The organism is Micromonospora sp. PTRAS2 (assembly GCF_054052245.1).
Genome location: NZ_JBSWBU010000013.1, coordinates 85983 through 98809 on the forward strand (window position 1 = coordinate 85983; position 12827 = coordinate 98809).

Here is a 12827-nt window from a genome sequence, read left to right on the forward strand (position 1 = left end):
CATGGCTGGGCTGATCACCCCGGCGCGGCCGGACGACCTCGTCCGCAAGGTCGGGCGGGAACTGCTGGAGTTGGGCCTGCTCCAGGGCCGGTCGTTGTTCACCCCTGATCGCCGGGTCTGGACCGCCGAGACCACAGCCGAATTGCACCGCCACTACAACGAGCGACCCGACGCGAGCAAAGATCCCTTCATGGTAAAGCTCCGCCGTCAGCTCGACGGCGCGCCCGACGATGCCATCCAGCTCGCGGCGGAACTACTCACTCTGCAAGGGTTACCGCTGCTCAACCTGACCGCCGCGACACTGCACGGACGGATCACCGAGGTGTTGAGCTGGATGCGTGAGCCGGTCAGCATCCCCGAGCACGTGCGGGCTGCGTTCGCCCAGGGCACCTGGAACGGCGGCACCGGCGCACACACCATGCTGTGGAAGTGGCTGGTCGACGCGGTCAACTTCCTCGGCAACTGGTGGCAGACCCCCCAGCCGCAACAGGCCGACGCGCTTGCCGACCCGTGGACCTGGCAAGACGCCGTCTACCAGCACCGTTTCATGCCATCACTACGCGAGGAACTGCTGTATCTCGCGTTTCCGACACACTTCCTGCCGATCCTGAGCATCGCCGACAAGAAGGCGATCCGAGACACCTTCCTCGGCCAGGGTGAACGGTCCTCCGGTGACCTCAACCGGGACCTGTTCACCATCACGACCCGGATCGAGCAGGAGACGGGGCAGCCGGTCGACTATTATCGGCCGCCGTTCGCCGCGCAATGGCGTAAGCAGGCCGGACGGCCGCCTGGGGAACGCCGGGCCTGGTTGGTACGGCCTCGGCAAGGCGGCTCCGACCTGGTGGGCAGATGGCGAACGGAGTCGTTCGTTTCGCTGGCGGCGACCCACCTGGGCGAGATGACACCCGGCGCGTCCCGCGCCGAGGTCCGCGCCGCGGTGGAAGCCGGCTACCAGCACCTGGACTACGCCCAGCGGATGAGCCTGGCCACCGAGTACCACGCGTTCCTGTCGCAGATGGCCGCCGATGACATCGTGGTCACCCTGCTCGATGATCACCTGTACGGCGCGATCCTGGACGGCGACGCGGAGTACAGCCCGGACGACAGCGGCGCCCGCCTGCGCAGATCCGCGGCATGGCTGACCCACGACCCGATCGGTGTGGAGACACTGCCTACACCGCTGCCCGCCGAGCTGGACCAGCAAGGCACCGTGGTCGACCTGACCGGTGCTCTGGACGTCCTCACCACTCTGATCGGCGTCGACACCGACAGCGAGACCACGCCCGAACCGGCTACGGCCGAGCGTCCGCAGCCGGCACCGCTCACCGTGCCGAAACTGACCGCGGCGACCGACACGCTCGCCGCCCGGCTGCACATCGATCGGCCCTGGCTACAGGACCTGATCGAGGTGTGGCAGGACCGATCCCAGATCATCCTCTACGGCCCTCCAGGAACCGGCAAGACCTACCTCGCGCGAGCACTCGCGGCCCACGTCGCCGACCGCGACGCCGTGCGCCTGGTGCAATTCCACCCCTCGTACGCGTACGAGGACTTCTTCGAAGGTTTCCGCCCGGTCGAAGGCACCGACTCCGGCACGGTCAGCTTCGCCAAGACACCCGGACCGCTACGCGAGATCGCCGCCGAGGCCCGCAACAACCCCGACCAGTCGTACGTCCTGATCGTCGACGAGATCAACCGGGCGAACCTGGCCAAAGTCTTCGGTGAGCTGTACTTCCTGCTGGAGTACCGCCACGCCACGGTACGGCTGCAATACTCCCCGTCCGAGGCCTTCAGCCTCCCGCCCAACGTGTTCATCATCGGCACAATGAACACCGCAGACCGTTCGATCTCCCTGGTGGACGCCGCGATCCGGCGCCGGTTCGCCTTTATCGAGCTGCACCCTGACGAACCCCCGGTCCGTGATGTCCTCAGCAACTGGCTGACCGCCAACGACCGGCACGACGACGAACGCGCCGCGCTGCTCGCCGCCCTCAACGACAGCATCGACGACGAACAGGACCACGACTTCAAAATCGGCCCGTCCTACCTGATGCGCCCCGGCCTCGACACCGACGCCGCCCTCGAACGCGTCTGGCGATACGACCTGATGCCGCTGCTGGAGGAGCACTACTACGGCCGGCTCAACCGAGCCCAGATCCGCAACCGGTTCGGGCTGGCCGCCATCCGGGCCCGCATCACACCACCACCATCGGCCGACCAGCCGGAACCCGCGCCATGAGCGAGCCGCCCATCGTCCTCGACGAACTCGACAGCAAGGGGATACGGCGGCGTCTCGACGACGGCATCGCCGCCGCGCTCAGCAGCACCGGGCTCGTCGAGGTCCGCCCCGACGGCGACGACTGGTGGCACCTGCTGCCCACCGGCAAGGTAGGCGCCGTCCGCATCGGTGGCCTCGACGTTCAGGTACGACCCAAGACCGGCATCACCCGGCTGCTGTTCCTGCTCGGCTACGCCCTCGACCCGGGATTCCGCCCTGAGGACGTCACCGCGACCGCAGAACCGGACCTGTGGCCGGCCCTGGCCGAATCACTGATCCGCCAGGCCGAACGAGCCCTGGCTCCCGGTGTCCTACAAGGCTACGTCCCAGTCGACGAGGCACTACCCCTGGTCCGGGGCCGCATCCGGTTCGCCGACCAGTTTACCCACCACCCCGGCATGCTCCTGCCCATCGAGGTCCGCTACGACGAGTACGCCACGGACATCGCCGAGAATCGGATCCTGCGAACCGCCCTACGCCGGATGGCAACCGTGCCTCGGCTGCCCTCCGGCGCGCTCGCACGAATCACTCACCTCGACGGCCGTCTCCATGGCGTCCACATCCTTCCCGCCGGGACGCCGCTGCCGTCATGGCTACCCAGCCGGCTCAACGAGCGCTACACCGCCGCGCTGCGCCTCGCCCAGATCATCCTGCGATACCAGTCCGCCGAACCCGGCCCCGGCGACCTCACAATCGCGGCTTTCGTCGCCAACATGGCCAAAGTGTTCGAAGACTTCGTCACCACCGCGCTACGCGAAGCCCTCGCCCCGTATCCCGGTCACACCGCTAGCCAGTACCAGGATCACCTCGACATCGACCGCAGCATCCCGATCAGGCCCGACGTCGTCCACCTCGTCAACCAGCGACCGGTCGCGGTCTTCGACGCCAAATACAAACTCGAAGGACTCAGCTCTCGATACCCCAACGCCGATGCCTACCAGATGCTCGCCTACTGCACAGCGCTCGATCTCCCCACCGGCTGGCTCATCTACGCCCAAGGCACAGCACCATCCCGCCGCCGGGTCCGCCACACCGGCATCGACATCGTCCACCACCCACTGGACCTGACCGCCGCACCCCGCCAGATCCTCACCGACGTCGACAACCTCGCCCAAGACGCCGTCCGGCACAGCACCGGCTGGTCACCTTCGTGGGTCTCCACGACAGGCTGGTAAGGGGAGCCACTGCGCCATACACTCCCTCTGCGGGTGTGATTTCGACAATGGGTGCGCCTATACCCCGATTGAATCGGTCAGGATGCCTGCGCAGTCCGCATCAACGGTCTCTACCGACTCGGTGATCCGGGTGCTGGGGTCTGGGCGGTCGTCGACTGCGTCGTTGGTGACGACGGCTGGAGTGGCAAGGAAGGTGTACAGATCGAGCATTTTGCGACCTCGCTGACGTTGGGCTTAGGCTGTTGAAGGTCGGAATCTTGAAAAGTGACTGCTGGCCAAACCGCGGCGTAAAGAATTGCACCAATGATCGCCAAAAGCACGGCATCGCGAAATACCGTAATGCGCGCGGCGATTGTTGCATCTCCGATACCGGTCGACGTCGCGTAGGACTTCGCGGCGACTCTGTGTAGCGGAGGATCGGCAGCGGCGAGACCTATAAGATTGACTCCACCGAAGTCTGCCCTCGCCGACAAGAGCGAGATCGCGCCGCCGAGTGCCAGCAGCACCGCCAACGCGCTCACTGCCCATGGCGCGATCAGCCAGCCGTGCTTGAAGACCTTGTTGGCACCGGCCGAGAGGAGACCGATCTCGGCGAGGCAGAGGGCCAGCAGTGCATTTGACCTACTTCGTAGGCTTTCAAGACTGGCGCGCTGTCGATCGACTTGCCGGCGCGCCTCGCTAATTATCAATTCCAGTTGCGGGGTGTCAAGGTCTGATTTGATCGGCCACTTGAGTTCCGCGGGCTTCTCAAATGTTGGCAGCCGTGCGCCGGGACGGAACGGGGCTATCGCATATCGGAGGTAAAGCCGTGCCTCGCGGAACCTGCCTATGACAACATCCATCAGCGTGCCATCAGCCATTCGGCGAGCGCCCGAGTCGCGGGCTCGGCGACCTCGTCAGGCAGGAACAGCCACTGGCCGCCGGGGTTGATGTCGGTGAACACGGGCCCGTCGTAGTCGATCATCCAGTCTTGGCAGGTCATACCGAGCCCGAGAGACGCGGCGAGTGTGACGGCTGCGGTTGCTACCGTGGGCCATTTCGCTGCCCGGAACGAATGGTGTGCTGGTATGTGTGACCGCCAGTCAAGCGGCAGACTGTTCCCGTCGAGCTCGGCGACCCATGCCTCCTCCCGTACGGTTACGACGCGCAGGTGGGTGTGGGCACGTACGAGCGCTTGTGCGAGGATCGATTCCTGGTACGGGAACTGCTCATAGGCGATGCGGGCCAGGATGGCGAAAGGCGAGTTCAGCTTAGGGTGCTCAAGTTCCTCGGCGACCAGGTTGTTGTGCATGTGGCACGCCATCAGCAGATCACGCTCAGATGGCAGCGGTCGACGGTGGGCGTTGCCGTAACAGATCACCGCCTTGGCCACAGCCGCAAGCGCCCACGGGGGTGTTGCGATGTACGCCCGGTCGCTGCGCCCGCCGTCGAGATGCGAGGGCAGCAACAGGGCGCGCTGGGCTACAGCGAACAGCAGTGCTTCTTGGTTAAAGCGCCGCACGAAGTCGCTGAACTCCTGGTAGGAGTACTCACGTGCCGGTGTACTGGTCACCATCAGAGCGTTCCACAACGCCGCAAACATGTTTTTCTTCGCGAAACGGATCACGTAGCACGGCAGGTGCTCCGCCAAATCATCTGAGTTACCGCGTCCCGGGCGTGCGGCGGGCGCCGTCCAACGGCGCTGATCCTCTGTTTAGAGGCGAACCGAACGACACATCGTCACTCCTGGTAGCTTCCGGCGGCCACCCCTTCCTGGCAGTACCGACGTTCGGAGAACGATCATGACGCTTGGCGGCCTGAGCTACGCAACCCTGCGAACAACCTTGCGGCCCCCACGAGTCGCAGTAATGTTCGACGGCGGTCCGGACTGGCACTACTGGGTGCGCGTGGCGTTGCGGGCGTGCTCGCGAGTTTGGGGCGGCAGGGGATTCATCCTGATTCCTCACCAGGATGGCCAGGTTGGTCCGGAGATGCTGCGAGCGGTCCGCACCTACGACCCCGACTATGTCGTCACCCTGGAACGTACATATGGAACCATGGAGGCGGTGCGTCCTGGTTCGATCCGAATCCGATTCGATGAGACCCGAGAGCTCGACGGGGACGAACGGACGAAGTTCGTCGCGGAGCGACTTGACGAGCCGATCGAGCATCCTGCTGACGAGAAAGCAAGGCTGGCAGTCGTGGAGGCGTGCGCCTCTTACCGGCGTAGGCCGGGGGCAGGTCGTGCTGCCGGAGGCCGGGAATGGATGGAGGGCGTGACGTCTTGCACGGCAGACGGGCAGTTCGAGCATCTCACAAGCGCATCCGTGTTTGCCGAAAGTGCCTACGACCTTGCGGTAGAAGGGATCCCGTACCCGCGGGAGTCTTGCTTGGCGGGCCCGGCCGACTGGGGCGGAACGTTGGGTGTCGCCGTTGCGGCAGCGTGCGGTGTCGTGGACCTCCCGCAGGTCGGCGTCGATCCAGTGCTCTCGAGCGACGATTTCAAGTCAGTTGCTTCGTGGCTCGTAGGCAACGGCCTGCCATCGGATCTGTCGAGGGCAAGCTTTGCGAAGCCGGTTCAGCAGATGGTGTGGCATCCGGGTGTCGCGCTTAATCATGATCCAGCCAGGCTGCTGACCGTCTTCGACTTCACCACCACGGGGACCGTGCCGATTGCCCGTGACTTCGACTATCCGGGGCAGTCGTTGGTGTGTATCGGCGACTCGGCGGTTGACTTCGCCCTCGCGTTCGCCCACCGTCGCATGTACGGGCAGGGGTTGTGGCTACCCCCGGATTGGTTATGGAACGACGGAGTCCTCAACACCTCGACGAGGGTCTTCACGCTGTTGCGCTCGTCCGTGTACTGGCAGGCGAGGCAGGGGCGAGAAATCCGGATCACCTCATCGACGTTGTCCGCCGCTGAGTTGGACGAACTGTGTGACCGGTTTCGCGATCCAACCATGTACCGCGACCGCGACGGGCAACCGGAGGGACTGGCTGACAGGATCAAGAGCGAGTCGGCGTCTTGGCCGAAGAAGGCTGTGCTCTACTTCGCGATAGCCGGAGACTTCGGGCGTGACTTCGCCGCACCGGTCAACGCGGACGTGAACGGCGACGTCGAGATGGTCACGCCGTTCCCGCCCCCGCTTGTCACCGACGGCATGTTGGCCGACCTCGCGACCAGGCTCGACCGCAATGGCGCTGCTCGGCTTCGGTGGCAGGTTGACGTCGAGTTCGATCCGAGTGAAACACCACACGGCCGTGGTCTCGACGGATCATCCTTGCTGGCATCGGGGTCGTCGCCGTTCGGTGAACGCGTCCGTAGCGGCCGGGACGGGGCCACTTTCGAGTCCGAACGGCTCGGCCTGCTCATGGCGGGGATGCCACCCGGGGCGAGACTCACCCGCCCAAGGCTACGCATGCCGGGCCTCGCGAACTGGGCAAACCTGATGGCGAATCAGCACAGCAACATGATGACGTTCTCGGCGGCGGGCCGTCAGGTGGAGTTGGTCCGCGAACTATGGGGCGATCGTGCAGCACTGGCGACCGACTTTTCCGGCCCCATCGCGGCTGTGCTTCGCCGATTCCGCCCGGCCAAGACTAGGCAACAACTCGAACTCGCCGAGACCGACGGTGTCGCCATGCGTACCGGCGCAGGCGACGAACTGTTCGAGCCCTACCTGACATTCGACGGGATCATCGCTGCAGCGGGGGACAGCCTGCCCATCGAACGGCTCCGTCACGACATCGATGGTTTTCTCCGCCGACGAATCCTGCGGCGCGGCCTCGCACTCGGATGCGCCCGCTGCTCCACACTCGCCTTCTTTGCCATCGATGAAGTCAGCCAAGTGAACCGATGCCCCCGGTGCCTGTCGCCCAACGACCTCGATCAGGCCCGATGGCGCAAACCCTGGAACGAGCCCACCTGGTACTACGACCTGCACGCTGCTGCGCGGGGCCTCGTATCGCAAAACGGCGATGTCCCACTGATGCTTTCGCACTACCTGCGATCTGCGGCCCGAAACTACGCAGACGTCGCCGAACTCGAACTCCTCGATGAAGCGGGCAAAGCCACCGCCGAACTCGACCTTCTCGCACACGCCGACGGACAAGTCATCACCGCCGAAGCCAAGCGACCAGCCGACCTCGGCAAGAATCCCTCCGCCGCCATGGTCAAGCGTGCCCGCATGGCCGAGCAGTTGCAAGCCGACCAGATCCTCCTCGCGACCGCCGCGCCCGCATGGCCTCCCGGGGTCGTTGCCGCGCTCGCCAAGGAGTTGAGCGAGCATCCTTGGAAGCGCGTCGTCCCTCGGGGAAGACTGGTCGCCGGCCTGGGAACGCCGAAGGTCACCGACTTCGCCGTAGACGCCCAGACCGGAACAACCACTCCTTGGCCGCAGTAGCCCCGAACAGGCACGAGAACGGGGCGTGCGCATCGCCACGGGTGTGCGGAGCCGTGTCGGCAGCCCGCAGCTACCCGGCGGTGCGGCAGACCCCGCCGTTGGCGGCGAAGAATGGCTGACGCTTGCGGAGGCTGCCGGTGACGCGACCCCAGACCGGATGCAATAGCTGCTCAACCGTTAGTTGTGGGACGCACGCGGTCCGTGAGGGCCTGTTTGGCTACGTCGTCGAGCATCTCGGCCACGACGACGCAGTGGATGGTCTTTAAGATCATCGGCATGACGTTGTGCCCTGTATGCGGCCCCGCCGACGCGCCTCGGCCGACCGGAACCGCAACCTACACCTACAGCGGTGTCACCCACAAGACGAGGGAATGCGCCGCCATGTCGTCTTTGGGAGAGGAAGTCATTCGTACCAAGGGCGGGTACCGTGCCGCCTCGGGCCGGAAGGTGTGCTTGGACTGCTTCAATCGGGGGAAGCAGCACATGTACTCGGGTACGGACCCTCACGACCCGCCGCCGCCTGGCTGGCCGTACCGGTAGGTGCCGGAACGCGCTCACCAGCACCGTCAACTCGCTGTAGCCCTGCACTCCACCGGCACACAACACCAGACACGCAGGCGACCCCGATGGGCTGAGCGACCCGACACAGCCGCGAGGTCAACCGACCTGCCAGCGATCGCCGTCGAGAAGACCTTCCTGGTTTCGAGGCGGGGCTCGGGCCGACCGGCTCGAGCCCCGCTCCAGTCCAGTAGCCTGAGCTCAGCTGAGCGGGATGACGCCGACCAGGCCCAATCCAAGTTGGGCATCGGTTCGTGTCAATCCCGACAGAAGCCCAAGCCCAACACTCCAGGTCAAGGCCAGTTTCGAGGCGTTCGGCCTTTGAGGCGACTCGAACCCCAACGCTGCACCCATCTTCGCAATCACGAGATGTCGAGGCGGCGGTAGGGCCCGCGCGGAGCCGTCGGGAAGGGCGGGGGACACCGGCGGTTGCCGGGGGTGGGCAGAATTCCAAGGGTGGATCTACGGCGAGCGCTCGACATCGTTGCCCAGCCTTGGACGTACTTCGGCGTGAGCGATGCCCAGCTCTGCGCTGACGTGCAGGCGTACACCACTGATGAACTGGGCGTGCGGGACGTGCCCGCGCTCGATGGTGAGGCGACGGTGCGGCCGTTGGATGTGCTGCTCCGGCTGGCGGTGGCGACGAAGCCGCAGTATCAGACGGATCTGTACGAGGCGCACCGACACTGGTCACTGCTGCGGTACCTGGGTCTGTTCGATGCGGACCCGGATGGACAGCTGTGCCTGTCGTCCGCAGGCCGGCGGATCGTCGGGAGCCAGCGAAGGGTCACCTCGGAGGAACTGGGCATCGGCTTCGCCGTGCACCGGGCGCAGGAATGGGTGGCGGCGCGTTGGCCTGGTGCCACGGTTACCGGTGTCATCGATATCGATGTTGCGTTGTCCAGCGGCGTCATCAGGACCGATGGTGTCACCTCATCCGTCGTGCAGCGCGGGGGCCGACGCCCGGACTATCTGCTGATCGCGGAGAGCCCGGGCAGCGAAGACGGGTTCCACTACGCGGTGGTCGAATGTAAAGGCACCAAGGCTTGGAGGTATGGCCTGGATCAAATGGCATCGGCTTGTGTGCAGTTGCGCGGTGTGGCTGTCGCGAGTCGCCAACCTCCAGGGCTCGCCGTCGGTACCGTCCTCGCGGACGACAGGGTGCGTTGTCGGGCGCTCGAGCTGTACCCCGGACACCGCCGGCGCCACGAGCCGGCAACAAGCGCGGTGGAACTGCCGGATCCGTTCGAGGACTTTGCGGAGGTGCACGTCGAGCGTGAGACGTTCGAGCGGACCGTTCACGTCGACATCGACGAGCAAGTGCCGCTGTCGGCGGAGAACCTGGTGCGGGCGGGGACGCAGGCCTCTTGGGCCAGCCTCGCCGATTTCGCCGGCAACGACTATGCGTTCCAGAGGTGGGCACCTCCAGTGTTTCGGGCCAACCTGGATCGAGATGCGCAGGCGCGACCACAGAGGGTCGAGCGCCGGACCCGCGGCGGGCTGGATGTCGTGGGCGTCCGCAATCTGATTACCCTGCCGGGCGGAGAGCTTGAGGTGGTGTTCGGCTTGGCCGCGGAGGTGGACGAAGCGCTTGCCGACCGCGACGCGGACAGGGTGATCGAGGCTCAGAGGCGGGTAGCCGGGCGGCGAGCCCAGGAGGGTGATGCCGCGAGGCGCGAGCCCAGCGACGACGTCACCGCTGTCTCCGACGACGGAGCCGTGTTGATGCTCATCCCGCGCTAATGAGGAAGTTATGTGCGGCTGCGAGCAGGTCAGCCCTATGCGTGAGTGTGAGTTCACGTCCTAGGATGCTCAAGAGGGTGTGTCACTCATCCCGGCTTGCGCCGGCTGCAAGCCCGTTTGTGGTGCTGCCAGGTAGCGCACGCTCGGCGAAGTAGCGCAAGAGTGCACCCGGCGCACCCACCCGCTGAGGGCACCGCAGCGGCAGGAACTCGCCGCGCTGCTGTCCCGGCTCCGGCCTGCGGAACGCAGAGGCGCGCCGAGCGCGCATCCGGGGCCGCAGCCGCTCCCGGCGATCTGGTCAGGGCAACGCGACGGACCCGAGCCGCTGCACTACCACCAGGTGGAGGCCATCGTGGTCGCGGAGATCGACGTCGACACCGCGTACTACACCGCAGGCGGCACACCGTCCGCTATCTGCGCCCACGGGCGGACCCGTCCGTCTACGACGTGCCGCTGCTTCTCGACTACAGCGGCCGTGAGCGACGGCGCGGTCCGGGCGTCAGGCCCGGGTCGCTTCCCGGTCGAGGTTCGTTCCTGCGGTAGTAGGTCGGGGAGTTCCGGCAGAGCATGCGCGCGGGAACCAGCGGCTGCCCAGCACGCCCGGGCGGCTTCTCGCCGCAGCACGGGGACAAGTTCTCCGCCTCGGGTGCCTCGCTCTGGGCGGCGACCGCTCCGGCTCGGCGTTCGCAGGCTCGCTCGTCCGTCTGGTCGCGTCGCGGGCCGCTTCCGCCCTCGGCCAGATCCACGAGTTCGCCAACGCGCTGACCGCGCTGCGGGGGACGGTCCGGTCAGCCCGACAGGTTCAAGTCGTCTCGGTGCGCTGGGGCGTCCGGTCAGATGCCTGCGAGGGTGAGGAGCCAATCCATTTCGGCCGTTGGCAGGGTGGGTGCTGTGGCGGTGGCGTGCGCTACCCGCTCGTTTGGATCTGCGAGCAGGGCGCGGCGTATGTGGACTGGGAGGTTCGGGTGCCTGGCGACGGCGTGGCGAACCATGCTGTCGGGGTCGGTGGCCAGACGTTCGGCCAGCTCGACGGGTAGGTCCAGGTCTCGGGGTGCCAGGCTTCGCATCCGTGGGTCCGGGTCGGTGGCCAGCCGGCGCAGGGTCTGCGGCGGGAACGTGAAGTTGTCGGCCGGACGCCAGTTCGTCTTCTTGTCTGGCTGGAATTCGCGGTCGATGCGCTCGGCCGTAGCGGGATCGACCAGGTGCGGGGCGTGGGTGGCCATGGTCGTGCGTACGCCGCTGTCGTTGTCGTTGAGTAGCCGGGTGACCGCGTCGGGGGGCAGCGTCCGGCTGCGTGCTGCGGAGCGGCGGAAGCAGATGTATGGCGAGGAGAGGTGTGGCAGTGGGTCTGCGGTGACCCAGTCGAGCCGCAGATGGCGCAGCTCGGCGACGGCCATGTGGTCTTCGAATTGCTGCAGCAGGGCATCGTCGTCGAGGTCGTCGTTGAGCAGGTCGGTCAGTGGGCGCTCGCCTTGCTGGATGTCCTGGTAGATGCGGTGGCGTGCTGGTTCGGGTGTGTCCCGGCGGCCGAAGATGCCGACGCGTACGTTCGCGCTGGGATCGTCGGTGAGTAGGTCGCGTACTGGTGGGGGGAGTTGTGGGTGTTCGGCGAGTTGGCGGCGGACCTGGTGGTCGGGGTCGCCGGCCAGTTGTGCGGCCAGTTGCGGGGTCAGGATCGCGTGGCGTACCGCTCCGGCGCGGGTGACCGGGTCGGCGAGCAGTCCCGTCACGAGGTCGGAGGGCGGCACCGGATGCGGTAACCGCGCGTAGTAGGTCGCGCATGCGGCTGCGCGTACCTCGTCGACGGGGTCGGTGAGTAGGACTCGTCGGACCGCCCCGGGTGCTTGCGTCCACCATCGTGCGAGTGTGGCCCGGACCTGCGGGTCAGGGTCGCTGGCGAGCCGGGCCAGGAGATCGGCCGGTACGTCGTCGCGTTCGGCAAGGTTACTGCGCACTCGTGTGTCCGGATCGTCTATGAGTTGCTCGTACAGATCGCGGGGTGCGTCAGAGGCGTGGGCGGCCAGGGCAGCCCGGACGGCCGGATCGACGTGCGCGGCCAATCGCATCCGGACAGTGTGCGGCAACTGAGGGTTGAGCGCGAGCGAGTGCAACAGCCAGTGATGACCCGAGGCGAGAATGTCCTCGATCACGTCCAGGGTGAGGTCGGCGCGCATGGCGACGTGACCGAAGCCGCGCCGGTAGCGCACCAGGCGGCGGGCCATGCTGGCGGGCAGCGCGGGGTTCTCGGCAAGACCGTCCAGTACCGTCGGCAGGTGGACTGGCGTCGGCGCGTCATCAGCCACCGGCCGCCCTTTCCCGAAGCCGTCGATTCTCAGCAGTCTCGCATGTCCATCGCAGGCGGCACTGCCCCGGATCGGTTGGCCTCCCGGGGAGCGCGGTAGACCCCGCTCCACCAGAGCGGGGGACTCAGGCGGTGGCGAATACCGGTGCCGGTGCCGGTGCGGCCTCGGCCGCGTGCTGTCGGGCGGGCCAGTACTCCGCTCAGTCAGCAGAGGGGTCTCGAGGTTCCAGTTCTTGCTTCTCGCTCTAACTCCTTGTAATTGCTCTTGCGCAGAGCGTTCGGTGCTCTCTACAGTCCCTCTGCACCTGACAACTGGAGATCCACGGGGGAGGGTTCGTGGCACGTCGAAAGACTGCCACCGCTCGTTCATGTCTTGCGGCAGGCGT

The 12827-nt window shown here is 66.3% G+C and carries 7 protein-coding genes; 4 read left to right on the forward strand and 3 right to left on the reverse strand.

Translation table 11 applies throughout. The features are described from left to right. The first annotated feature begins 1 nt into the window (after nt 1). Together ACVMYR_RS28350 and ACVMYR_RS28355 are read left to right on the forward strand one after the other, a co-directional pair. Nucleotides 2–2242, forward strand: coding sequence for an McrB family protein (locus ACVMYR_RS28350; protein WP_457123231.1), 2241 nt, complete (start codon nt 2–4; stop codon nt 2240–2242). Then, entirely contained in the window at nt 2239–3456 is a 1218-nt protein-coding gene (locus ACVMYR_RS28355) for an McrC family protein (RefSeq protein ID WP_457123232.1), read from the forward strand. The genes ACVMYR_RS28350 and ACVMYR_RS28355 overlap by 4 nt, the downstream gene beginning before the upstream one ends. 110 nt (nt 3457–3566) lie before the next feature. Here the strand turns inward: ACVMYR_RS28355 and ACVMYR_RS28360 are convergent, their stop codons facing one another. Both ACVMYR_RS28360 and ACVMYR_RS28365 read right to left on the reverse strand, forming a co-directional pair. Then, a complete protein-coding gene (locus tag ACVMYR_RS28360) occupies nt 3567–4316 on the reverse strand; it encodes a hypothetical protein (protein WP_350672792.1) in 750 nt (249 codons plus the stop codon). Next, on the reverse strand, nt 4298–5086 hold the full coding sequence (locus ACVMYR_RS28365) for a hypothetical protein (protein ID WP_457123233.1): 789 nt from the start codon (nt 5084–5086) through the stop codon (nt 4298–4300). The genes ACVMYR_RS28360 and ACVMYR_RS28365 overlap by 19 nt, the downstream gene beginning before the upstream one ends. Before the next feature lie 217 nt (nt 5087–5303). Between ACVMYR_RS28365 and ACVMYR_RS28370 the strand changes: the two genes are divergently transcribed. Beyond that, nucleotides 5304–7838, forward strand: a complete 2535-nt coding sequence (locus tag ACVMYR_RS28370; RefSeq protein ID WP_457123234.1) for a hypothetical protein — start codon at nt 5304–5306, stop codon at nt 7836–7838. Nucleotides 7839–8852: 1014 nt separating this feature from the next. Beyond that, the gene (locus tag ACVMYR_RS28375) at nt 8853–10139 is read left to right on the forward strand and encodes a hypothetical protein (RefSeq protein WP_457123235.1); all 1287 of its coding nucleotides are present in this window, start codon (nt 8853–8855) and stop codon (nt 10137–10139) included. An 833-nt stretch (nt 10140–10972) separates the two neighbouring features. Here the strand turns inward: ACVMYR_RS28375 and ACVMYR_RS28380 are convergent. Beyond that, nucleotides 10973–12442, reverse strand: a complete 1470-nt coding sequence (locus ACVMYR_RS28380; RefSeq protein ID WP_457123236.1) for a hypothetical protein — start codon at nt 12440–12442, stop codon at nt 10973–10975. Nucleotides 12443–12827: the final 385 nt, after the last annotated feature.